This window comes from Streptomyces lasiicapitis (assembly GCF_014646335.1).
GTDB lineage: Bacteria > Actinomycetota > Actinomycetes > Streptomycetales > Streptomycetaceae > Streptomyces > Streptomyces lasiicapitis.
This window is the reverse complement of the sequence record NZ_BMNG01000010.1, coordinates 100,731-124,071: the sequence shown is the minus strand read 5'-3', so window position 1 is coordinate 124,071 and position 23,341 is coordinate 100,731. Positions and strand designations below refer to the sequence as shown.

General features: G+C 73.1%; 21 protein-coding genes. 9 read left to right on the top strand and 12 right to left on the bottom strand.

Annotated features, from left to right (window positions below; genetic code table 11):
- Position 1: 1 nt before the first annotated feature.
- Complete coding sequence (locus tag IEY91_RS22400) at positions 2-1,492, top strand: cellulase family glycosylhydrolase (protein WP_189175423.1); 1,491 nt, start codon at positions 2-4, stop codon at positions 1,490-1,492.
- A 69-nt stretch (positions 1,493-1,561) separates the two neighbouring features.
- Here the strand turns inward: IEY91_RS22400 and IEY91_RS22395 are convergent, their stop codons facing one another.
- The 3 genes from IEY91_RS22395 to IEY91_RS22385 all read right to left on the bottom strand — a co-directional run bounded on the left by IEY91_RS22395 (position 1,562) and on the right by IEY91_RS22385 (position 3,519).
- On the bottom strand, positions 1,562-1,747 hold the full coding sequence (locus IEY91_RS22395) for a DUF4236 domain-containing protein (RefSeq protein WP_189175422.1): 186 nt from the start codon (positions 1,745-1,747) through the stop codon (positions 1,562-1,564).
- A gap of 234 nt (positions 1,748-1,981) precedes the next feature.
- A complete protein-coding gene (locus tag IEY91_RS22390) occupies positions 1,982-2,986 on the bottom strand; it encodes a 2-dehydropantoate 2-reductase (RefSeq protein ID WP_189175421.1) in 1,005 nt (334 codons plus the stop codon).
- Between the two features lie 143 nt (positions 2,987-3,129).
- On the bottom strand, positions 3,130-3,519 hold the full coding sequence (locus IEY91_RS22385; protein ID WP_189175420.1) for a VOC family protein: 390 nt from the start codon (positions 3,517-3,519) through the stop codon (positions 3,130-3,132).
- A 121-nt stretch (positions 3,520-3,640) separates the two neighbouring features.
- Between IEY91_RS22385 and IEY91_RS22380 the strand changes: the two genes are divergently transcribed.
- Positions 3,641-4,528, top strand: coding sequence for a LysR family transcriptional regulator (locus IEY91_RS22380; protein WP_189175419.1), 888 nt, complete (start codon positions 3,641-3,643; stop codon positions 4,526-4,528).
- A gap of 7 nt (positions 4,529-4,535) precedes the next feature.
- Here IEY91_RS22380 and IEY91_RS22375 read toward each other — a convergent pair whose 3' ends face one another.
- Positions 4,536-5,261: an SIR2 family NAD-dependent protein deacylase gene (locus IEY91_RS22375; RefSeq protein ID WP_189175418.1), complete on the bottom strand. Its 726-nt coding sequence runs from the start codon at positions 5,259-5,261 to the stop codon at positions 4,536-4,538.
- A 188-nt stretch (positions 5,262-5,449) separates the two neighbouring features.
- Here IEY91_RS22375 and IEY91_RS22370 point away from each other — a divergent pair, with 188 nt between their 5' ends.
- A complete protein-coding gene (locus tag IEY91_RS22370; protein ID WP_189175417.1) occupies positions 5,450-6,097 on the top strand; it encodes an HD domain-containing protein in 648 nt (215 codons plus the stop codon).
- Positions 6,085-7,191, top strand: coding sequence for a GlxA family transcriptional regulator (locus tag IEY91_RS22365; protein ID WP_229697157.1), 1,107 nt, complete (start codon positions 6,085-6,087; stop codon positions 7,189-7,191). Before IEY91_RS22370 ends, IEY91_RS22365 begins: the two co-directional genes overlap by 13 nt.
- A 6-nt stretch (positions 7,192-7,197) precedes the next feature.
- Here IEY91_RS22365 and IEY91_RS22360 read toward each other — a convergent pair whose 3' ends face one another.
- A complete protein-coding gene (locus IEY91_RS22360) occupies positions 7,198-8,115 on the bottom strand; it encodes a helix-turn-helix domain-containing protein (protein WP_189175416.1) in 918 nt (305 codons plus the stop codon).
- 233 nt (positions 8,116-8,348) lie between these two features.
- Here IEY91_RS22360 and IEY91_RS22355 point away from each other — a divergent pair, with 233 nt between their 5' ends.
- Positions 8,349-8,504, top strand: coding sequence for a hypothetical protein (locus IEY91_RS22355; protein ID WP_189175415.1), 156 nt, complete (start codon positions 8,349-8,351; stop codon positions 8,502-8,504).
- On the opposite strand, the gene IEY91_RS22350 is transcribed toward IEY91_RS22355, so the two are convergent.
- Positions 8,505-9,497, bottom strand: a complete 993-nt coding sequence (locus IEY91_RS22350; protein ID WP_189175414.1) for a glycoside hydrolase family 43 protein — start codon at positions 9,495-9,497, stop codon at positions 8,505-8,507.
- 243 nt (positions 9,498-9,740) lie between these two features.
- Here IEY91_RS22350 and IEY91_RS22345 point away from each other — a divergent pair, with 243 nt between their 5' ends.
- Entirely contained in the window at positions 9,741-10,133 is a 393-nt protein-coding gene (locus IEY91_RS22345) for a hypothetical protein (protein WP_164317015.1), read from the top strand.
- A 28-nt stretch (positions 10,134-10,161) separates the two neighbouring features.
- Here the strand turns inward: IEY91_RS22345 and IEY91_RS22340 are convergent, their stop codons facing one another.
- The 6 genes from IEY91_RS22340 to IEY91_RS22320 all read right to left on the bottom strand — a co-directional run bounded on the left by IEY91_RS22340 (position 10,162) and on the right by IEY91_RS22320 (position 19,554).
- Positions 10,162-11,043, bottom strand: a complete 882-nt coding sequence (locus IEY91_RS22340; protein WP_229697156.1) for a fructosamine kinase family protein — start codon at positions 11,041-11,043, stop codon at positions 10,162-10,164.
- A gap of 158 nt (positions 11,044-11,201) precedes the next feature.
- Positions 11,202-12,548, bottom strand: a complete 1,347-nt coding sequence (locus IEY91_RS22335) for an MFS transporter (protein WP_189175412.1) — start codon at positions 12,546-12,548, stop codon at positions 11,202-11,204.
- Positions 12,545-15,154: a class III lanthionine synthetase LanKC gene (gene lanKC / locus IEY91_RS22330; protein WP_189175411.1), complete on the bottom strand. Its 2,610-nt coding sequence runs from the start codon at positions 15,152-15,154 to the stop codon at positions 12,545-12,547. The genes IEY91_RS22335 and lanKC (IEY91_RS22330) overlap by 4 nt, the downstream gene beginning before the upstream one ends.
- 175 nt (positions 15,155-15,329) lie before the next feature.
- Positions 15,330-15,464, bottom strand: coding sequence for a hypothetical protein (locus IEY91_RS42375; RefSeq protein ID WP_268240898.1), 135 nt, complete (start codon positions 15,462-15,464; stop codon positions 15,330-15,332).
- A 102-nt stretch (positions 15,465-15,566) separates the two neighbouring features.
- Positions 15,567-18,230, bottom strand: a complete 2,664-nt coding sequence (lanKC, locus tag IEY91_RS22325) for a class III lanthionine synthetase LanKC (RefSeq protein WP_189175410.1) — start codon at positions 18,228-18,230, stop codon at positions 15,567-15,569.
- Positions 18,231-18,447: 217 nt separating this feature from the next.
- Positions 18,448-19,554: a radical SAM protein gene (locus tag IEY91_RS22320; RefSeq protein WP_189175409.1), complete on the bottom strand. Its 1,107-nt coding sequence runs from the start codon at positions 19,552-19,554 to the stop codon at positions 18,448-18,450.
- A 324-nt stretch (positions 19,555-19,878) separates the two neighbouring features.
- Here IEY91_RS22320 and IEY91_RS22315 point away from each other — a divergent pair, with 324 nt between their 5' ends.
- The 3 genes from IEY91_RS22315 to IEY91_RS22305 all read left to right on the top strand — a co-directional run bounded on the left by IEY91_RS22315 (position 19,879) and on the right by IEY91_RS22305 (position 23,333).
- Complete coding sequence (locus tag IEY91_RS22315; protein ID WP_189175408.1) at positions 19,879-21,849, top strand: sensor histidine kinase; 1,971 nt, start codon at positions 19,879-19,881, stop codon at positions 21,847-21,849.
- A 123-nt stretch (positions 21,850-21,972) separates the two neighbouring features.
- On the top strand, positions 21,973-22,674 hold the full coding sequence (locus IEY91_RS22310; protein WP_189175407.1) for a response regulator: 702 nt from the start codon (positions 21,973-21,975) through the stop codon (positions 22,672-22,674).
- A gap of 98 nt (positions 22,675-22,772) precedes the next feature.
- Entirely contained in the window at positions 22,773-23,333 is a 561-nt protein-coding gene (locus IEY91_RS22305) for a hypothetical protein (RefSeq protein ID WP_189175406.1), read from the top strand.
- Positions 23,334-23,341 lie beyond the last annotated feature (8 nt).

Here is a 23,341-nt window from a genome sequence, read left to right as displayed (position 1 = left end):
CATGGGCGCACGCCGCACGCACCGCCTCGGCCTGGCGGCCGTGATCGCGTCGATCGTCACCGCGCTGCTGGGCGCGGGCCTGGCTCCGGCGCCCCCGACGGGGGGTGCCGGTGGCCGTGCCCGTGGCGTCCCAACTACCCCAAGTGGTAACGCAGTTGCGTCTGACGCCCCAGCCACCGCCGACATCCCCCGCCTCACCGACGACCGAGGCCGCACCCTCACCCTCCGCGGCTGGAACGTCGAGGACAAGACGCACCACGGCTCCGAAGCGCTCAGCGCGATCACCGAGCGGCACTTCGTCGACCTGCGCGCCAACGGCTTCAACTTCGCACGGCTGCTGGTCTTCTGGGACGACCTGGAGCCGCAGCGCGGCCAGTACAGCGAGTCGTACCTGCGCAAGATCCGGCGGATCCTCGACTGGGCGCACAAGCACCGCGTACACGTCGTCATCGACGCCCATCAGGACGTGTTCGGGCCCGCGTTCGGGCATCGCGGGATCCCGAAGTGGGCGACGCGGACCGACGGCCTGCCGTTCACACCGCACCCCGACGACTGGTTCTCCGAGTACTTCGAGCCCGCCGTCCAGCGCGCCTTCACCCACCTCTACGAGGACGCGGACCTGCGGCGCGCCCAGGAGCGCGTGTGGCGCCTGCTGGCCGACCGCTTCGGCACGCACCCCGCCGTCCTCGGCTACGACTTGATCAACGAGCCGATGGGGGAGCTGCGCGAAGGCGAGGACCTGGCGACCGCCGCCCGCCGCATCGAGGCCATGCACCTCACCCCGATGTACAACCGCCTCGCGGACGCGATCCGCACCCGGGACCGCTCGAACTGGCTGTTCGTCGAGCCGACCCCGATCGTCGGCGAGGGCTTGCCCACCGGCCTCGGCCGCGTGCGCGACCAACGCGTCGTGTACGCCCCGCACTTCTACAACACCGCGATGGAGGCGGGCGCCGACTACGACCCGGCCGACGGCTGGATCGAGACGTACGAGAACGCCGTCACCGCCTACCCGCGCGAGCAGCGCGTCCCGGTCGTCGTGGGGGAGTGGGGCCCGCTGAACAATGGCCTGCCACACATGCGCCGCTTCCACGACGACGCGCTCGCCTCCTTCGCCCGCTACTCATCGGGGTGGGCGGCGTACGTCTGGTGCTACGGCGGCGGCTACTGCGCCCTCGACCGCGAGGGCCGCTTCCGTACGAACAAGGAACGCACCGCCACGCCGTACGCCCCCGCGGTCGCGGGCACCGTACGCACCGACACCCACGACCCGGCAAGCGGAACCTACCGACTCACCTACCGCTCGACGCACCGCCCCGGCACCACCCTGCTGTCCCTCCCGCCGAGTACCACCGGCTGGCGGATCGAGCTGTCGGGCCGCACGGCGTGGGCCGACGCGCGGAACGTGCCGCCGGGGCGGGCCTGTCAGGTCCGGGTGTGGGCGGCGGCCGGCGCCGAGGTGGAGGTGAGGGTGCGGTACCGCGCCCCGTAGGGGCGCGGGGAACTGCGCGACCAGCCCCCACCGGCCCGCAGGATGGGCACCGCACATCCAGCGAAGCGCTTAGTGCCGGTGGTGGTCGCGCCGGGCGCTGAACGGCCCGGCGTCCAGCGTGGACGTACGCCGCCCGTTGGAGTTGATGGTGTGCTGCCCGTGCCTCCCGCCCAGCGTGAGCGACCACGAGCGGCCGTTGATCCTGAGCCGGACCCCAGGAAGGATGCGGAACGTCTTGTGGAACGTGAACGACACCGTGGACTCCTCGCATTCGGCTGACCTGACCGATTGAGCGCGCGTGGGTCGCTCGTGCTGTCGCTCGTTCTGGCGGTCAGGCGCGTACCCGTCCCGAACAGACTCGCGCATGACGCCCGCCCAGAAGCCCTCTCTGCCGGACCCGCTACAAGGCCGTGACAATGCCCCGATGAACGCATTCGACGGGAAGAACCCGACAACGGCCGTGAAGCGAGGATTCCTCTTGCGCGCGGTTCACCGCGCCGCGCACAACTCCGCGTACAGCTGAGGACCCGTCCATGTACGCGGCCCGGACTCCGCCTCGTGCACCAGGGCGACGAGTCGCGCGTTCGCGGGTGCGGTGAGCCCATGGGCGGTGGCGAGGGCGACGATCTCGCCCTGCAGTGAGTCGATCTCCGTGGGGCGGCCGCGCTGGAGGTCCTCCCACATCGAGGAGCGTGCGTGGGCGTCGATGCGCAGGGAGGCCGCGGCCACGCGGCGGAAGAGGGCGTCGGGCAGGGCCAGTACGTACGGGGTGAGGCCCGGCGAGGTGGGGCCGAGGCGGGCCGGGGTCAGTGCGGCGGCACGGTAGGCGGCGAGGGCCTCGCGCTGGCACAGGGCGAGGCAGCGGCGGTAGGCGCGCTGCCCGAGCTGGTCGCGCAGCGGCAGCCCGGAGAGGGCGTTGATCGCGTTGTTGAGGTTGAACAGCAGCTTGGCGTGCTGCACTTCGGACATGTCGGTGCGGGCCTCGACGGCCAGGTCGGCGGCACGGAAGGCCGCGACGAGGGTGTCGTCGGGCTCGGTCATCAGTCTGCCCGCCATGCCCTGGTGCACGGTTCCCGGCTCCTCCTGCACCACGTTGTACGGCACCATCCCGGCCAGCACGGTGTGGCCGGGGAGCGCCGCGCGCAGGGTGGCCGCGTTGTGCAGCCCGTTCTGGAAGCTGACGACGACGGCGCCGGGGGAGAGGTGCGGGGCGAGTCCTTCGGCGGCGGCCCCGGTGTCGGCGGTCTTCACGGTGACCAGCACGTAGTCGGCGCCGGCGGCCGCGTCCGGTCCGGTGGCGGTCGTGAGCCGGTCCGGTGCGAGGCGGACGGGTGGGCGACTGGACGTGTTGAGGGTCAGCCCCCGCTCCCGCAGCACGTCCATGGCGGCGGGCCGGCCGATGAACGTCACGTCATGCCCGGCGGCGGCGAGGTGCCCGCCCAGGTGGCAGCCGACACTGCCCGCGCCGAGGACGGCGAGGCGGGGCTTGGGCATGGGCGACTCCCGTGGCAGGGCAGGGGCAGGCCCGGGCAGGAGCATGCCCGCTGACCAAGCCCCCGCGATCGGAGACGAAGAGTCTCACGGCCACCGGCATTTCGCGATCGTGGGTCCCCACTCGTCCCCTTGCCCCTGGATCCTCAGGACTCCTGCGGGTACCACCGCAGCTCCACGGTGTTGCCGTCCGGGTCCTGCACGTACAAGGAAATCGCGGTGCCCCGGGCGCCGAAGCGCTTGCCGGGACCGTCGAGGACCGTGAAGACGCCGGAATCGACGACCTCCTGCCAGTCGAGCGGCTCGACCACCAGGCAGATGTGGTCGACATTGGAACCCCGAGGCGTCCCGTCGGGCGCTTCGACGAGGTCGATGATGGTGGTGGGGCTCACCCGCACGGACGGGAAGGGGACCTTGCCGGCCCGCCACTCCTCCACCCGCACCGTCTCCAGGCCCAACGGGCCGGTGTAGAAGGCGAGTGAGCGCTCGATGTCGGCGACGCTCAGGACGAGGTGGTCGAAGGCGATCACACGCATGGCTGTCTCCACGGGGTCGGGGCGCCGTGTCGGCGCCTGGCTGACTCCAGCATCATCGACAGGCATCCATCGGTCCAACACATGCTTGTCATCACTACCCATCGCGTTTGATGATGGATCGATGGATCTCCAGCAGATGCGCTACGTCGTCGCGGTGGCGGAGACCGCGAGCTTCACGCGTGCGGCCGAGCGGTGCCACGTCGTCCAGTCCGCGCTCAGCCACCAAGTGGCCCGCCTCGAGAAGGAATTGGGCGCCCGGCTTTTCGAGCGGACCAGCCGCCGGGTGCGCCTGACCGCCGCCGGGGAAGCCTTCCTGCCCGCGGCCCGCCAGGCACTGGAAGCGGCCGAGCGTGCCCGCGCGGAAGTGGCGGCGGCCAGCGGCGAGATACGGGGCAGGCTGACCGTCGGATCGATCCCCACCGTGACGGCCGTGGACCTCCCCGCGGTGCTGCGGGACTACCGCGGGCGCTACCCGCAGGTGCGGATCAGTCTGCGGGCCGGTTCCAGCGAACGCCTCGTCGACATGGTGCGCGACGGCACGCTGGACGCGGCATTCCTCGGCGTACCGCCCGGATTCCGCATCCAGGGCGTCCACGACCGGGAACTCGCCCACGGGCAGCACGTCGCCGTGGTGGCCCCGGACCACCCACTGGCCGCGGAACACGAGGTCGACCTCCGCCACCTCGCCGAGGAGGCGTTCGTCGACTTCGCCGACGGCAGCGCCGCCCGCGCCCAGTCGGACCAGGCGTTCGCGGCGGCCGGCCTGCGCCGCGAGGTCGCCTTCGAGGTGTCGGGAGTCGAACTCATGGCCCGCATGGTCCGCCACGGCCTCGGCGTCGCCCTGCTGCCCGCGACCTTCGCCGCCGAACTGCACGGCCTGCGCTGCGTACCGATCACCAACGGGCCGGTCCGCGTGGAGCGCCTCGTCTGGAGCCGCTTCACCCCCTCACCCGCGGCCTCCGCGTTCCTCGCACTGCTGGGAGTCGGCGCGCCGCCCACGGCTGAGTGACGGCCACCTAGCCGCCGAACCGCTCCAGCAGCGCGGGCAGCGCCGTCCCGATGGGTTCGCGGACGATTTCGGCGGCGCGGTCGTCGTACGGAGTGGGCTCGGCGTTGACGATGGTCAGGCGGGCGCCGTGGTCGGCGGCGAGGCCCGCGAGACCGGCGGCGGGGTGGACCTGGAGGGTGGTGCCCACCGCGATGAACATGTCGCAGGCCTTGGCGATGGCCATCGCCTCGCCGAGCACTTCCGGGTCGAGCTGCTCGCCGAACATCACCGTCGCCGACTTCAGGATGCCGCCGCAGTCCACGCACGACGGATCAGCCTCGCCCGCCTCGACGCGGGCCAGCGCGTCCGTCATGGGGCCTCGCGCGTGGCACGCGGTGCACACCACCGTGCGGGCGGTGCCGTGCAGTTCGAGGACCTTGCGGTCGGGCATCCCGGCGAGTTGGTGCAGGCCGTCGACGTTCTGCGTGATCACCCGCACCGGCACGCCGGAGCGTTCAAGCGCGGCCACCGCGAGGTGCGCCGCGTTGGGCCGCGCCTGGAGCGTCCGGTTCTTGCGCCGCATCTGCCACGACCGGCGCCGGATCTCCGGATCGCTCATGTAGTACTCGTACGTCACGAGCTTCTCGGCCTCGGGATCGCGCCGCCACAGCCCGTTGGGCCCGCGGTAGTCCGGGATCCCGGAGTCCGTGGAGATACCGGCTCCGCTGAGAAGGGCGACAAGGGGCTGGCTCATGCCGTCGAGGGTAGGACGGGAGCCCGCCACGGGCGAAGGGATATGTGTCCGGATCTGTGGGATGCACGGCGGTCCCGCCATGGCGCGGCCCGGCGCCCGACGTGATCCTTGAGCAGGAGGGAGGACGGCGCGGCCGGCGACGTACCGCCCCACCGGCTATCAGCAACTGACGACACGAGGTGGATGCCATGACGAGTGTGCGTGAGCGGGCGGCGGACGTGGTGGTTCCCGACACGAAGGTGGCGCGGGAGGCGACCGAGCTGATCCGTGACACCACGAGCGAGCTGATCTACCACCACTCCCGCCGCGTGTACTTCTTCGGCGCCCTCCAGGGCCGCAGCCGCGACCTGAGCTTCGATCCGGAGCTGCTGTACGTCGGTGCGATGTTCCACGACGTGGGGCTCGGCGAGGAGTTCCACGGGAGCGGGCGGCGGTTCGAGGTCGACGGAGCCGAGGAGGCCAAGCGGTTCCTGCGGGCCCACGGCGTGCCCGAGGACAGCGTGCGGCGGGTGTGGACGGCCATCGCCCTGCACACCACCCCCGGCATCCCCGCGCTCATGGAGCCGGAGGTGGCCCTGGTGACCGCCGGTGTGGAGTACGACGTCCTCGGCATGGGGTACGAGGACATCTCCGCCGCCGACCGCGCCGCCATCGTGGAACTGCACCCGCGCCCCGACTTCAAGCAGCGCATCCTGAAGGTGTTCACCGACGGCATCCGGCCCAAGCCGGAGACCACCTTCGGCAACGTCAAGGCCGACGTCCTGGAGCACTATGTGCCCGGGTTCGAGCGGGGCGACTTCGTCCGTACGATCCTGGACTCCCCGTGGGCGGAGTAGGCGGGGCGAGCGGGGTGGCCCGGGGCGGGCGGGCGCGGCGCCACGTCGTCGCCCTCATCGCCTTCGACGGCGTACAACTCCTCGACGTGAGCGGCCCGGTGGAGGTCTTCACCACGGCCAACTCCTACGGCGCGCGCTACGACGTCCACGTCGTCTCCCCGACGGGCGACGACGTCCGCACCTCGTCGGGGGTGCGCGTGGGCGTCGACGGCACGCCGGGAAGCCTGCCCCGCCGGGTCGACACCGTGGTCGTGCCGGGGCGCCGGGACTGGCGGCGGGCCGTCGCGGACACCGAACTCGTCCGCCTGACCGCCGCGCTCGCCGCCCGCACCGCACGCGTCACCTCCGTCTGCGCCGGCGCGTTCGTCCTCGCCGAGGCCGGGCTCCTGGACGGCCGACGCGCGGCGACGCACTGGGATCTCGCCGGGGATCTCGCGGCCGCCTACCCCCGTGTGCGGGTCGCCGCGGATCCGCTGTTCGTCCGGGACGGCCACGTCGTGACCTCCGCAGGCGTGACCGCGGGCATCGACCTGGCGCTCGCCCTGGTCGAGGAGGACCACGGCGCGCACATGGCCCGCGAAGTGGCCCGCCAACTGGTCGTCTTCATGGCCCGGCCCGGCGGCCAGTCGCAGTTCAGCACGCGACTGGCACCGGAACCCTCCCAAGGGTCGGCGGGGTCGGCCGTGCGCCGCGTGATGGACGCCGTCACCGCCGACCCCACGGACGACCACGGCCTCGACGCGCTGGCGCGCCTCGTGGGCCTCAGCCCGCGGCACCTCGGCCGGCTCTTCCGCGCCGAAACCGGCATGAGCCCCGGGCAGTACGTCGAGGCGGTGCGCCTCGAGGCCGCCCAGGCGCTGCTCGAATCGGGGCCCGACGGCATCGAAGAGGTGGCCCGGCGGGCCGGGTTCGGGTCCTCGGAGTCGTTGCGGCGGGTGTTCCAGCAGCACTTGGGGATCGCGCCGACGGTGTACCGGGCGAGGTTCCGCACGACCGCGATCACGACCACGACGACGGCCGACGATGCCGACTGTTGGGCCGACGCAGCGGGCGCGGCCGACGCGGCCGACGACGGCGACAGGCAGGCCGGCTGACCGCTGTCACGCCCACTTCTGATGCCGCGTCGCCGTGCACGGCAGGGTCCGCAGCCCCGGACGTTCATGGTCGGCCAGGCACCGCCCCGTGGCCGCGTTCCGCAACCCCACCGCTTCGTCGCCTCCCTTGACGAACTCCCACCTCTGGGACGGACCTTCGCGGCACGGCACCGTACGCAACCCCTTCCCGCCGTGGTCGAGGCACTTCCCCGTGGCGTGGTTGCGGAGCTGACGTGCGCCGTCGGGGGACCGGTTGAGGGTCCACCACTGGTAGGGCATGCCGTTGCAGGCGTACGTACGCAGCCCCTTGTCGAGGCTGTCGTCCAGGCAGTTGCCCGTGGCCCGGCTCACGAAGATCCGCGTCGCCTCGGGCGGCTTCGACACGTCCGCCGACGCCTCATCGGCCCGCACGCTCCCCTCCGCGACCGGGGCCTGCCCGGAGGAACCGGCGGACGCGGCGGAACCGTCGGGACCTGCGGGCGCCGACTGAAGCGCCAGCACGGCGACGACGACACCGGCGAGCAGCCCGGCCAGAGCGCCCGCCGTCGCGTACGCCCAGCGGCCGGTGAGGCGGGCCCGCGCGCGAGCGAGCCGGCCAGGGACGGTGGGCGCAGGCACCTCGGGACCAGGCGGCTGCTCGGGCCGGCCGCGGTCAGCCGCCTCCCACAGCGCCCGGAACTCGGTGGGATCGCCGCCCAGCGCCCGGCACACATCACGGACCACGGGCCACGGCGGCACGGTGTCGCCCCGAAAGTAGCGGGAGAGCGACGAGTCGCTGATCCGTACCTGCTCCTCCAGGCTCCGCAGCGTACGTCCCGAACGCTGCTGCAGAGCGCGCAGCGCTCCGCCCAACTGCCGCGCAGCGGCGGGGTGTTCGCGTCCGCCAGGGGCGGGCGGGCGCTCGGGTCCTCCGTGGTCGGTCATCGAGAACGGCTCCCTGGATGGCCGGGCAACGCACGCCCGCCGCGCTGCTTCCTGTCCCGGGACCGGCACGTCCCAGCAGGTCAGGAATGTATTTATCCCGAGATGCCGGAAGCAAGCGGGATGCGGTGGTGCGGGTCCGCCGACCCCCGCAAACTCAGGTCATCGGCCCGGCGAATCACCTCTGTGGGTGACTGCTCGCCTCCGACATTCCGACACCCCGAAGGGAACCCCTCATGAATCGCGTACGCCTCTGCCTGCCTGCTCTCACCGCGGCCACCGTGACGATCTTCGGCCTCGGCCTCAGCGCGACGACCCCGGCTGTCAGCCCGCTGGCGGGCACTCCGCAGCAGGGGGCCGTCTGGCTGTGGAACCTGTGGGCCAAGCGCTGATCAGCGCGCCGCCTCCACGACCGGTCGGCCGCCCTCGAAGCGCAGCCCGGCGACGTACATCGGCCGCTGCGTGTAGTCGGCGTTCCAGCCGTGGAAGACGATGCGGTCACGGCCGTCCGGCCCCTTCACCACGTCCTGGCCGCCGGGGCCCCGGACCGCGCCCGCGAAGCCGGCCGTCGTCATCAGCGGCCCGGTCGGCTTCACGTACGGCCCGGTCAGCTTCTCCGCCACCGCGTACGCGGTCAGGTACTGGTCGCCGCGGTAGAAGTGCGCCGAGTAGAACAGCACATGGCGGCCACCGCGCCGGACGAGGGTGGGCGCCTCCACGAGCGGGCCCTCCCAGTCCTGGTCCTGCTTGATCAGCTCGATCGCGTCGCCCGTGGTGCGGGTGCCGTCCCACGAGGTGGGCTGCAGATACAGCGAGGTGCCGAGTCCGCAGCAGTTGCCGTCGTTCTTCCACAGCACGTACCGCTGCCCGCGCTCGGTGTGGCTGGCGGCGTCGATCGCCCCGCCCCGCGCCGCCGGACAGATCAGCGGCCCGTCGCCGACCGGCCGGAACGGCCCGTCCGGCGAGTCGGACAGCGCGACACCCACGCACTGTTTGTCGCTCGCGCGGTCGCGGGCGGTGTAGTGCATCGTGAAGCCGCCGCCGTTGTCGTACACCTCCGGAGCCCACACCAGGTCACGTTTCGGCAGCGCCCACCCGCCGAGCACCGGAAGGACGTCAGCCGTGTCGCTCTTCCAGTGGGTCAGGTCGGTGGACGTGGCGTGCTGGATGTTCTGGGTTGCGCCGTGGGTGGCGTACGCGTGGTAGGTGCGGCCCACCTTGACGAGGTCCGGGTCGGGGAAGTCCTGGTCGAGGACGGGGGCGATCGGGGGCGCCGGGGCGGACGCCGGCGCCGGGGCCTGATCGAGGGTCAGGGGCAGGGCCAGGGCGGTGAGGAGGACCAGGGCCCGCCTTACCAGGCGATGGCTACGGCGCGTGCGGCGCATACGGCGATGAGGAAGCATCGTGCTCCGATCTCGTCCGCGTACGGGGACACGCGGAGGTGGGTGCGTACTGGGCGCGTGGACGGTGTCACCCCACCAACGCGTGGCACCGCTCGCCGAAACGGTCAGAAGTTTTCCCTGATCGGGGTGCGAGAGCGCGATCAGCGGGTAGGCGGGGATCATGCTCCCCGCGCACCACGGCGGCGGGCACTTGTCTCGGCGGCCCCACCAACCAGGAGGCGACCCATGAACGAGCACTACGCTCTCCACCAGCTTCTGCACCTCGTCGACCGCAGCGAGCACGCCGCGATACGTCCCGAGGAAGCCGCCGAACTCCGCGCCGCGATACGCGCGTTGTACGCCCGCCCCGCAGCCGACCGCGAGATCGCGCTCCACCGGCGCATGACCAAGGCCGTCGAGGCCGCGGTCGACGACTACCGCGAACTCACCTGTCAGTGGACCGAGGCGGACGGCAGCACCCAGGAGATCGCACGGAGGGCGACCGCGGCGGCGTTCGGCGCGGTGCGGGCGGTCGTGCCGATCACCTCTGCCACCGAGCGTGCTGCTGCCGAGCGGGCCACGGCTGTTGAGCGTGTCGCCGTCCCTGGGCGCATCCCCGTCGAGGCGGGCGCCCGATAGGGCGGGTGGGGGCACCCGGCGAGCGAGGTCACCGCGTGAGCGCCGCCCGCGCCGCCGCGACGGCCTGCTCGCCGTAACCCCGGCCGAACAGCACGGCGTGCACCAGCAGTGGGAACAACTGGTGCACGCCGACGCGGTCCCGCCAGCCGTCGGCGAGCGGGGCCGCCTGCCGGTATCCGTCCAGTACGTCGTCGAGGTGCGGGCAGCCGAACAGCCGCAGCATGGCCAGGTCGGTCTCCCGGTGGCCGCCGTGCGCGGCCGGGTCGATGAGCCAGACGTACCCGTCGGCGCCCCACAGCACATTGCCGTTCCACAGGTCGCCGTGCAGCCGGGCGGGCGGCTCCGCGGGCCCGGAGAGCTCGGGCAGCCCCTCGCAGACGCGCTCGATCACGGTCGCCTCGTCGGCACGCACCGTCCGGCCGTCGACGGCCCGCCGCAGATAAGGGAGCACGCGGTGCTCGGCGTACCAGCGGGGCCAGTCCTCGCCGGGGACGTTGCGCATGGGGGCGAGCCCGATGTACGCGTCCTCGGTGCCGCCGGGCGGCGGAGCGCCGAACGCGGGGGCGCCGGACGCGTGCAGGGCGGCCAGCTCGCGGCCGAACCGCACGGCGGCCCCGGCGCTCGGCGACCCCTGAGGGACGCGGTCGCTCACCAGCCAGCACCCGTCCTGCCCACGTACGGCCGGTACGCGCACCGCGCCGGAGTCGGCCAGCCAGCGCAGCCCGGCCGCCTCGGCCCGCGCCGCGTCCGGGGCGTCGGCACGCTTGACCATGACCAACTGCCCGGTGTCGAGGGCCACTTCGGTGAGGGCGGCGGACAGGGGGCGCTCCTCGGCGGCCGCGTGTCCGGTCAGGCGGGCGGCCGCGGCCCCCGGGCCTTCGGCAGGGCCGGGTGCTGCGTGGGCGGTCACGTCGTCGAAATCCCTTCCGCGGGGGCGAGTTGGGGCCGCGTGCGGGGGCCGGGCACGGGCGTCGGGGCCATGGACGACCACGACCACGCTCATGACGACCGTACGACCGCCGCTGCGACGGCGCACACCCGACCCGGCCGACAGCCTCGGCCGTCACCTCACCGACCCCGTGCGGCCGGGGGATCCGAGGTCTCCTGAGCGTCCCGCCGACCCGCTTCCACTCCCTCGTACGAAGCCGCTCCCACTGCGTCGTACGAACCCGCTTCCACCCCGTCGGACGGACCGGCCTCCTCGCTCTCGGTCCCCCGAAACGTCCCCTCACCCGGCGACACCACCGCGAGCCCCGCCAGCAGCCCCGCGAAGAGCAGGAACACCGCCGGGCCCGGCAGTTCCTCCAGGAGCACCCCGGCGAGGGCCGCGCCCAGCGGGGGCGTGGCCATGAACATCAGCCCGATCGCGCTGTTCACGCGGCCCTGCAGCCCTGCCGGGGTGTGGAGGAGTCGGGCCAGCGTCATGACCGAACCCGAGACGGCGACCGCAAGGGCGCACCCCGAAAGCAGCACGGCGAGCGTCGCCGCCTCCGGAGCCAGGGCCATCGCGCCGACCAGGGCCGCGCACGCGACGCCGGTGAGGAGCAGGAGCCGGGACGGGCTCAGGCGGCGGCCCGCGAGCGGCGCCAGCACGACCCCCGTCATCGCCCCGGCCGCCGACGCCGCCGTGATCATGCCGACCGACAGCGCCGACGCGCCTTGGCGCGCGCTGGTCACCACGATTGCCAGATACACCCCGTCGAAGGCGAAGTTCTGCGCCGACGCGACCAGCGTCAGCCTGCGCAGCAACCGCTGCCGCCACAGGAATCGGAGCCCGCTGGTGAACGACGACCACCAGCCCTCACGCGCTCCGCCCGGAGCGCCCGGCCGCACCCGCAGGGCGAGCAGGCAGCACGTCGACGTCGTGTACGACGCGCTGTCGAGCCAGAACGGCCAGCTCGCCCCCGCGCTGAACAGGGCGCCCCCGACGACCGGCCCCAGCAGATAGGCCGCCTGTCCGCGCACCTGGTTGACGGCCAGCGCCGTGGCCAGCTTGCTCTCCGGCACCACCTCCCGCACCAGGGGCAGGAGCGCGGCGTTGAACGGCGCCGTGAGGAACCCCAGGACCGCCCCCGCCGCGAGCAGCACCGGCAGGGACGTGAGTCCGGCCAGGACGGCCGCCGCGAGCGCCGTGCTCGCGACGGCCCGGCCCGCCTCGCACACCAGCAGCACCGTGCGGCGGTCGAAGCGGTCGGCGAGCGGGCCCGCGGGCAGGCACGCGAGCGCCAGCGAACCCGTCCACACCGCCTCGACCAGGCCGACGTGCAGGGCCGAACCGGTGGCCTGAAGGACAAGCAGCGGCAGGGCGATGGCGGAGGCGCCCGAGCCGAGCAGGGACAACCCCTGCCCGGTGCACAGGAGTTGGAAGTCCCGGTTGCGGCGGAGGCTGTCGGGCGGCGGGGGAGTGCGCCTCACGCCGGCGCTCCCGCGCTGTGCGGCAGGGGCGGCCGTGCCGGTACGCCTGCCTCCAGGAAGGGCAGGGGTGTGCCGCTGCCCTGAGGGCCCGCGAGCGCCGTGTGCACGGCGAGGAGCACGCCGGACGTGCCGGTGGCCAGGTCCATCGAGAGCCGGAGCAGCCCGTCCATCGCGAACGCACGGCGGCCCCGGAAACGTACGCAGTGGAGGCCCAGGCTCCGCAGGTGGGCAGCCAGTGCGGAGCCTGGGCCGGTCAGGTGGGCGCTGGCGTGGAGAAGCCCGGCCTGACCGTCGAGGAGGCCGGGGGAGAGGAGCAGTTCCGTCCCCAGGCCGTCGCGGATGCGGTCGCGTACCGCCGCGTAGTGCGGGTCGTCGGCGCACCGGAGGTAGGCGTCGAGGGCGAGGGCGATGCCGGCGCTGCCGCGGTCCAGCGTCGAGAGCCAGCGTTTGCCGTCCCGGACGAGGATGCGGCCCTTCCGTGGCGCTCCGCAGCGGCCGAGGTCGCGGGCGAGCGCGGTCTGGGCGAGGGGAAGCCACCGCTCGTCGGCCGTCGCCGCGTGCAGCCGCGTGAAGAGCAGGGCCGGTCCTGACCAGCCGTGGGTGAGCCCCACGGCGTCCGGCGGGCCCGGCAGCCGCCCGCCGCCGGTGAGCACGCGCGTGAGCCGCTCGCCCAGCGCTTCCGCCGCGTCCGTCGCACCGAAGTGCAGCCGGGTCAGGCCGACGCCCGCGAGCCCGTCGAACAGGCCGCCGCCGCAGCCGTCGAGAGCGAGCCCGCCGAGGCGTGCGAGCGTCTCCTGCGCGGCCTCGGTGCGCCCCAGTTCGTCCAGGACGTACGCGACGCCCGCGAGTCCGTCGTACAGGCCCGGCCGCGGCCAGCGCGTGCGTTCGGCGGCCCGCACCAGCCAGTCGACGTACTCCTCGAAGTGCTCCGCGAACGCGGGGTGGCCGGAGCGGCCGGTGACGTGCAGGGCGTGCAGGACGCCCGCCGCGCCGAACGCCAGCGACGCGCCCTGGTTGTCGAACTGCCGCACGTCGCCCGGGAAGAGCCGGTCCTCGCGCTCCGGTGTCGCGCTGAGCCGGATCGCCTCGGCCAGTGAGTCGAGGGCCGTGTCGGCGTCGGCCCCGGCCTCCTCCGGCCAGGGGGAGTCGTCCGCCGGGGTGTCGCCGCCGGTCCGGGGCCAGTCGGGCGGCGGCGCGAGGCGCTCCCGCAGCCGTACGGCGAACCCCGCCGGCACCGGGAAGCGCCGCTCCGTCCAGGCCGTCAACTGGGCGAGCTTTCCTGCGTCGAAGCGCAGCAGCGGAGTCAGCGGGCAGAACAGCGCCAGGGTCAGGGCCGCGAGGCCGTACGTGTCCACGGCACGGCCCGACCGGGCCCACCGGGCGGTGAACCCGGGCGTGCCGAGCGCGGGCCCACGGTCCTCGCCGCCCTCCGAGGGGGCCGCCTCGAAGGCGGTCTCGAAGTCGACCAGGCACACGCTGCCGTCCGGGCGCACCATGACGTTGCCCGGTTGCAGGTCCCCGAACACGACGCCCTGCGCGTGCAGTTCGGCGATCGCCCGCTCGATCCGGCCGAGTACGTCGAGGGCCCATTCCGTGTACGCGGCGACCTCGCGCTCGTCCGTGGCGTCCCGGAACAGCGGGTGGCGGCGGCCGATCGCCTCGGCCAGGGTCCCCCCCTCGATCAACTCCTCCACGAGGAAGTGGTGTTCCCAGTGGCGGGTGCGGGCGTGCAGCCGGGGCACGCAGGCGAGCCCGGCGAGGCGCTCCAGCATCGTCTGCTCGTGGTCCAGGCGGGTCACGGCGTCCGCGCCCCGGTCGTCGAGGCCCGCGTGCGGGCGCGCCTCGCGGAGCACCACGCGGCGGCCGGTGTCCTTCTCCACGGCGCGGTAGACCCCGCCGCCGTTGGAGAAGTGCAGCGCCTTCTCCACCCGGTAGGGGAAGCCGCCCGGAGCGGCCGCCCGTGACGCCTCGATGCGCGCGGCGAGAAAGGCGGGCGGCTCCACCCACGGGGGCACCCGGAAGGACGTGCCCCGCACATCGGGCACGAGGGCACCGCCGGGGCCCTCCACGGCCGGGACGTAACTGCCGTCCGGCGCATGGCAGTAGGCCAGGTCGAACCCTCCGTAGCGCACGTACAGCGGGCCGCCGTCCTCCCAGCGCAGGTCGCTGAGGACGTACGGGCCCTCGACTCCGCGCAGCAGTTCGGTGAGGTCGGTCAGGGTGCGTTCCAGCTCGGCGTCGTCGGCGGGGTAGACGGTGACCAGCTTGCCCCCGGCCGGGCGCGGCGCCTGCTTGCTGTTGACCTGGTGGAAGAGGAGGGAGCTGCGCAGGAACTTGAAGCAGATGCCGTGCCGGACGCAGTGCTCCCAGACGGTGTCGACGACGTGCTCGGCGCTGTCGGCCGTGGCGGAGGCGTGGATCTTCCAGCCCTGGCGGGGCAGTTGGGCGCCGGCGCGGTGCAGGTTGACCCAGCCGCCGCGCTCCGTGCGCCGCCATCCGGGAGGCGGTGGGCTGCCCGCGCGGGAGAAGCGCTGTCCGGAGTCGTCGACGCGGTCGAGGGCGTCCACGAAGAACGGGTCCGCGACGAGATGGCCCTGAGCGAGCATGGTGAGTTCTCCTCCCGGAGTGCCGTGCGGGTCGTGGGTCGTTGCGACATGTCTGTCGTACGTGGTGGCGACATGCCGGTCGTACGTTGCCGTGGAGGGCCGGTAGTGGTGGTGGCGCCGGCCTGCCGGCCGTGGAGCACCACGGCCGGCAGACGTCAGGGCGGTGTGCGGCGCGTCAGGCGACGCCGCGTGCGCTTTCGAAGCTGTTGGCGCAGGGCCACAGGGAGGTGGTCTCCTCCTCGAGCTCCTGCAGTTCCAGGATCTCCGCCATCTGGATCACCTCCCTCGGGGCGGTTCGGGCGTCGGGCACGTCAGGACATGCCGACGGTGCTGTGGTAGCTGTTGGCGCAGGGCCACAGGGAGGTGGTCTCCTCCTCAAGCTCCTGCAGGTCCAAGATCTCCGACATCTCGATCACCTCCTCTCCTCCGCTGGTGGCGGAGTTGCCCGCGGGTCGAGGAAGGGCAGGACCTGCCCGCCTCCCCCGAACGCGGAGTCCAGGGCGAGCAGCACGCCCGCCGCGCCGGTGGCGAGGTCCGCGGACAGGCGCAGCATCCGGAACCCGGGGAACGCGAGGTGCCCGCGGTAGGAGTGCGCGTACCAGGCCATGCGGCGCACCTGCTTGCGCACCGCCTCGCGGTCGCCGGGGCCGTCCAGGGCGGTGAGCACCGCGATCCCGCCGGCCCGGCCGCGCAGCAGCCCGGCGTTGCGGACGTACAGCGCGCGGCAGGTGTGCCGGACGGCGTCGAGCACGGCGGCCCTGCCCTCGTCGGGCCGGTGCCGCAGCAACGCCCGCAGGGGGAACGCGAGTCCACCGCTGCCGCCGTGCAGGTACGGCAGGTGATGCGTGCCGTCGAAGAGCGTGAGGGCGCCGTCCGCACCCGTGTGGCAACGGGCCAGGTCGTGGCCGAGGGCGTGGTCGGCGAGATCCAGGAAGCGGGGCGCGCCGGTGTCCTCGTACAGATGGAGGAAGAGCAGGGCGATGCCGGCCGCGCCGTGGAGGAGTCCGTACGGCGGCGGAGTGCCGGGCCGCAGGACGGGCGGGCCGTCCTCGACGAGCGCCGCGAGTTGGTCGGCCGTGCGCAGGGCGGCGTCGTGCAGCGCGGTGTCGCCCGTGGCCCGCGCGAACCGCAGCAGGTTCAGCGCGATCCCGGCCCGGCCGCCCGCCAGGTCCGGGCGGACCACGCGGGCGTCGAGCGGCCGGGAGCGGTCGAGGACGGCAAGCGCCCGGTCCCGGTGGCCGAGCAGGTCCAGGGTGAGGGCGACGCCGTGCAGCCCGTCGTACAGGCCGGGTCGCGGGTCGGGGTCGCGCTCGGCCGTGTCCGCCAGCCACGCCGCGTACTCCGCCGGGACGGGCGCGCCCACTTGGTGCAGCGCGTAGAGGACGCCCGCGGCGCCGTAGCCGAACGACGCCCCGCCGAGTGAGGTCGGGCCGAAGGGGGTGCCGGGGAACAGGCGGTCCGCGCGCTCGGGGGTGGCCATGGCGTGCAGGCCGGCGACGAGGGAGCCGCGGAGGGCGGGCCAGTCGGGGCGGCCTGCGGCGAGGGCTTCGGCGTGGTCGTCATTGCTTCGGGTGGCGGGGAGGTCTTCTGGGGTGACTGGGTGATCCGCGTGACCTCGGTGCCCCACGCGGGCCGCCGCTTCCTGGCCCGCCCGCCGCCCCAGCCGCTTCAGCAGCCCGTCACCGAACCCCGAAGGCACCGGATACATCTCCTCCACGGCCCCGGCGAGCACCCGCAGAGTCGCCGTGTCGCGATGGGGCACCGGAAGCAGCAGCCACAGCAGCAGCGCGTCGAGCAGATGGGCGTGCGCGGCCGCGCCGCGCAGCCCGGCCGGGGCGGTGAAGCCTTCCTCGCCCACGGCGGGAGCCCGGTCGTCGTCGAGGTCGGTGGCCGTGCCCAGGCGGGTGAGGACGACATCGCCGTCGGCGCGCAGGACGATGTGGTCGGGGTTGAGTTCGCCGAGGCGTACGCCGTGTTCGCGCAGCAGATCCAGCGCGTCGGCGACGCGGGCGGCGACGTCGAGCGCCCACTTCGCGTAGCCCTCGGCCTCCTGCTCCGCGCGGTCGTCCGAGGTCAGGGGGAACGCGGCGGCCGCGGCCTCGGCCAGGCTCCGGCCCTCGGCGTGGGCGACGGCGAGGAAGTGGTGCCCCGCGCGGACGTGTTGGCCGACGACGTGCGGTACGCAGTCCAGGCCCGCGAGGCGTTCGAGGACGGCGTGTTCCTTCGCGAGGCGGGTGACGGCGTCCTCGCCGCGCGCGTCGAGCCCGGCGTGCGGCCGTGCCTCGTGCAGGACGACCGGCTGCCCGGATGCGGCGTCCGCGGCGAGGTAGGTGCCGCCGCCGGTGGTCAGGCGCAGGGCGCGCACGCCCCGGTACGGGAAGGGGGTGTCCGGCGGGGCGTGCAGGGCGTCGAGGTCGGCCCGCAGGACGCCGGGCAGGGCGACCCAGTCCGGACAGCGGAAGACGGGACGCCGGTCCTCGGGCACGAGGGAGCCGTCGGGCCGCTCAAGGGCGGGCACCATGTCGTACTCGTCGCCCGGAGCGGCCTCGTGGCCGGGGGCGGGACATCGACGGCCCTCGGCCGCCGCATAACGTACGTACAGAGGTCCCGAGCGGTGGCGCAGGGCGCCGGGCACATACGGACCCGGCAGGGGTTCGAGGAGCGCGGACAGATCACCGAGGGCGGTGGCGAGCAGGTCCTCGTCCGCCGGGTGAAGGACCATCAGGTCGGCGCTGGTGAGGCGGTCCGCGCGGACGTCGGCCAGGGCGCGGGCCGCGGCCGTGCTGCGGACCAGTTCGCAGGGGATGCTCCGGCGCACGCAGTACTCGCGCACGATCTCCGCCGCCCGCTCCAGACGCGCCGGCGTCACGGAGACGTGGATCCGCCAGCCCTGGCCGGGCGTACGCGCCCCGGGCGGCCGCAGCCGCACCCACCATCCGGCGTCCACGCGCTCCCATCCCCGAGGGAGTTCACGTACGACGGCCGTCAGCCTTTCCGGGGTGTCGGCGAGCCGCTCCGGGAATTCGAAGAAGATCGGATCCGCGCGGTAGAAGCGGTCGTAGTCCTGAAGTTTCATCACGGTACGGTCCCTTCGGCCGGAAAGAGATGACGGGAAATCAGGGGAGAACCCGGGCGGAATACGGACGGGCGTCGGGCGGGATCCAGCCACGCTTGAGGCGGTGATCGGCCGGAAAGTGGAGGGGAGCAGCTCGAAGGAAGTGGAGGGAAGTCGCGGGAAGGCGAACAGACTTACGAGCGGGCCTTGGTGGCAAAGCCGTGGAATGCCCGAGCCGTCACGCGGAGCGCTGCTCCGGCGGCCGGGGAGCGTCCGCCGAGGCCGCCCCCACCGGAATCACGAATTCTGGAGGATTCGTGCGGACCGACCGCCGGTCGATGCGCGCGATGTCCTCAGGTGAGCCGAAGCGGCGGTCCATGCGCCGCACGGCCTCCGCCCAGGTCTGCATGGAGTTCACGGACGACAGCGTCTCGACGACGAAGGGGTCCTCAAGGCGGTCGAGCGTGCGCTCCCACAACTCGGCGGCGGGCACCTCCAGGAGGCTGCCGACCGTCCCCTCGTACACCGGGATCCCCCGGACCCGGCCGTCGGGCTCCACCTGCATCACCGGGGTGTCGACGCCGCTGGCCACCCGCTCGGGGTGCATCACCAGGTTGAGGTTGTCCGTGGCGTGGACGGACACCGACGGCGGCGCGAGCTCGCGCAGCCGGGAGCGCAGCTCCGCACTGGTCAGCCGGGCGACCTGATCGTCGTCGATGAGCTCGTGCACGCCGAACTCCGGGCGGCTGGCGAGCCCTTCCGGCACGGCCGCGTTGAACCCCAGGGTGTTGAGGTGCGGGAAGCGGTGGACGATGTCGGCCGCGAAGTCCTCCAACTGCGGGAAGTTGCTGCGGATGACGACGCAGTCGATGCCGAGGCGCGGCCGCCCCCGCCCGGCCGCGCCTCGGTCACCCGCCATCCGGTCCAGGAGTGCGAGGGCCGCGAGGACCCGGTCGAAGGAGCCCTTGCGGCCGCGGATCCGGTCGTGCACCTCGGGCGTCGTCCCGTCGAGGCTGACGATGACCTCGTCGAAGTGGTCCCCGAGCCGCTCGGCGAGGGCCCGGTTCATCACCCAGCCGCTGGTGTTGATCGACAGCTTGACGCCGGCCGCGCGCAGCCGCTCCGCCACCTCGAACACGCCCCGGACGACGAGCGGTTCGCCCCCCGACAGCGCGACGACCCGCGGCCCCAGCGAGATCAGCGCGTCCGCGACCCGCAGCATGTCCTCCGGGGCGAGTTGCCGCGACGGCCGCCTGCCCGATTCCGAGTAGCAGTGCGAACAGCGCAGGGGACAGGCGTACGTGGTGTCCCACACGACCACTTCCGGACCGGAGCAACGACTCATGACGGCCACCCGTTCTCGAAGAATCCGCCCTTGCGATTGCGTTCAGAGTCTTGTCCGCCGCGACATTCCGGGGGCACCCGGGCACCCCCCAAACCGCATAGAGGTTTTCCTCCATGCACGACGGTGGATTATCTCTGTGGACGCTGGTCGTGGTGGCCGCCGATAATGTCGCCCGTGGCAGCCAGAAGCAGGGGGATGCGCCTCGTCGCCGTGTGCGGCGGAGTGTGCATGCTTTGGGCAACGCTTATCGGAACAACGCAGCTGCGGAACCGGTACATTCTTCCGTGGATCCTCGGTTCCGTACTCCCGTGCTATTTCGCCGGGTTGTTCACCTGGTGGCACGCCCCGTCGAGCCCCGTCGCCCGCCGCCTTCTCCTGACCGGCACCTGGCTGTCGATCGCCGTCGCCGTCCGGCACACCTCCGCGCTGATGATCCGCGGCTGGGGATGGGACCTGCGCGTCGAGGTCGCGGGCGTGCCGTTGGCGCTCGACTTCGGCCTGCAGATACTGAGCAGGCTGTGCGATCTGACGGTGAGCATCCTCGTCGTCCGGCTGCTCGCGCTGCTGCCCGACGGCCGCTACGTCTTCCGCCACGAACGCCTTGTCCTGGGAGCCCTGTGGGGTCTGGTCGCCCTGCCGCTGCTGCTTCCCGTGGCCGGCATGCAGATGGTCACGGTCAACCTCGTCGTCTTCTACTACCCCGAGGCCTGGCTGCCCGGTCTCGGGGCCGCCCTTCTGGTACTGCGCTGCCTGCGCGCCAGATCCGTCGGCCGGCCCGACATCGCGGCGCTGCTGCCCTTCGCCTCCCTCGCCGCCGCCGTCCTGCTGGCCCGCGCATCCTCCCGGCTGTTCCGCTCTTGGCAGGGCGACGACGGCATCCTCTACTTCATCGGGGCTCTTCTCGGCGCCCTGCCCTACGTGTCGATCGCCGTCACCCTCGTCTACGCCGCCTTCCGGCACCGCCTGCTCGGCGTCGACATCGAGCTGCGCCGCTCCGCGGTCTACGGCTCCCTGTGGCTCATCATCAACAGCTGGTACCTCGGCATGGCCCTGACCCTCGGGCTCACCGCGGGCCTGTACCTCCCCGTCGGCCTGTCCCTGCTGATCGCCGTCGTCGCCACCGCGCTGTTCCGGCCGCTGCGCGACCGGCTCAACGCCCTGGTCGAGCAGCGTGTCTTCGGCAAGCGCCTGAGCAGGTTCGAGCTCCTCGTGCAGTTCGGCACCACCCTGGAGCACGCCTACGACCTCGACCGGCTCGCCCCGCAGCTCGCCACCGCCCTGCGCGAGGGCCTCCGGCTGAGCTGGGTGCGGGTCCGGCTCGGCGGTGACGGTCTTCCTCTGTACGTCGCCGAGGCGGGCGAACCGCCCCCGGGAGCGCGGCCCTGCGAAGAGTTCCCGCTGCTCTACGGCCAGGACGCCCTCGGCCTCATCGAGTACGGTCCCAAGGCCGACGGCCGTCGCATCGAGGAGGACCACGACATCGGCGGCACCCTCGCCCGGTCCGCCGCCCTCGCCGTGCACAACGTCCGCCTTGCCGCCGAGCTGAGCGCGCGCGTGGAGGAGGTGCAGCGGCAGGCCGCCGAACTGACCGCCTCACGGGCCCGGATCGTGCACGCCCAGGACACCGAGCGCCGCCGCATCGAACGCCGCCTGCACGACGGCATCCAGCAGGAACTGGTCGCCCTCGTCGCCAAGTTGGCCCTCGCGCGCAACCGGCTGAACCGCGGCGGCGACATCGACACCGCGCTGACCGACATGCAGGACGACGCCTACCGCGTCATCGACGAGCTCCGCGAACTCGCCCACGGCATCCACCCGCCCGTCCTCACCGACCAGGGCCTCGTCGCCGCGGTGACGTCCTGCGCCCGCCGGATGCCCATTCCCGTCACCGTCCAGAGCCAGTCGTCGCTGAGCGGCGTGCGCTTCGCCCTCGACATCGAGGAATCCGCCTTCTACCTGGTCTCCGAGGCGCTGACCAACGTCCTCAAGCACGCCGACGCCAAGCACGTCGCCGTACGCATCACCCGTGACGGCGGCCGGCTCCAGGTCGAGGTGGCCGACGACGGCGTGGGCTTCCCCACGGCGACCACCCACGGCTCGGGCCTCACCGGGATGAGGGACCGCACCGAGGCGGTGGGCGGGGAGCTCACGATCACGAGCCGCACCGGGAGCGACACCGGAAACGGGAGTGGCACCGGCACTGTGAACGGCGCCGGGAACGGCCTCCGGACCACCACCGGCACAGTGATCCGCGCCCGGCTCCCGGAACAAGTGAGGGAGGAGTCCCGGGCCTGAACCGAGGAACTCCGTGACGGCGGCCCTGAGGAATCCCGCGCCCGACCGAGAAGTGCTGCACCCGACCCGAGAAGCGTTGCGCCGCCCGACCCGAGGAGTGCTGTGTCCGACCCGAGGAGACCCATGCCTGATCCACCGAGCATCGCCGCCCCACTGCGCGTCGTCATCGCCGAGGACCACTACCTGGTGCGCGAGGGCACCCGACGGCTCCTGGAGGACACCGGCGAGGCTGTGGTCCTCGCGGCCGTCGGCACGGCCGACGAACTCCTCGACGCCGTCGAACGCTTCCGCCCCGACGTCGTCGTCGCCGACATCCGCATGCCGCCCGGCCACCACACCGAGGGCATCACCGCGGCCCACGCCATCCGCGCGGCCCACCCCGGCATCGGCGTCGTCGTCCTCTCCCAGCACGCCAACGAGAACTACGCCTTCGACCTCTTCCGGCGCGGCACCGACGGCCTCGCCTACCTCCTCAAGGAACGCATCGGCGAGGTCGACGAACTCCTGCGCGCCCTGCACGAGGTGGTCGCCGGGCGCTCCGTGGTCGACCCCCGCATCGTCGAGGTCCTCATGGGCAGCCACGCCCGCACGGCCGACGCACCCCTGTCCCGCCTCACCCGCAGGGAACTCGACGTCCTGCGCCACATGGCAGAGGGCAAGACCAACCGGGCCATCGCCGAAGCCCTCCGACTGTCCGAGTCGACGATCGAAAAGCACGTCAACTCGACGTTCGCCAAGCTGGGCCTCGCCGAAATACCGCAATTGCACCGGCGGGTGAGCGCGGTACTCGCGTACTTGCGGCATACGCCGACGGGGCCGGGGTGAGGTTCGTTCGGGCGGAAGAAGGCTCGGCCGACACAGGGGTGACAGGCAGGTGAGGGCGCGCGGGACCCCTCCCGGCAACCCACGCATAGAACGGCCCCATGACCACGAGCGACGACCCCATGACCACATCGGAAACATCGGCCCGCCGCCGTACGGCCGGGCTGTCCGCGGCGCGCGGCGCGGCGGGGACCGTCTGCGCCCTCCTGGCTCTCGCCGCCGCGCTGACCGGCTGCGGCTCCGACTCGGGCGACGATGAGGGGGCGCCGGCGCCGACCACACCCTCGCGTTCGCCCGAACAGTCGCCCGCCTCGCCAACGCCCACGAAGCCCTCCTCATCGCCGTCACCGACCGAGCTGAAGCCGATGAAGCCGTCAACACCGGCCGAACTGCGGGCGTGCGCGGACGGAACCTGCACGGTCGTCGTGAAGAAGGGCACCCAGATCCCACCCGCCACCGGCCTTCGGGCGGGACTGTTCACGGTGAGCGCCGTCGGCGCCAAGGGCGTGGACCTGACCTCGGTAGACGCGACCGGCTTCACCTCCAGCCTGCTCGGGCAACGCCCCGACCAGGGCGGCCCCTCCACCGTCAACGAGCTGTCGATCGCCGTCCTCGCCATCGCGGGGGACACCGCGAAGCTGCGGCTGTTCCCGGCGGAGTAGGGCGAGTG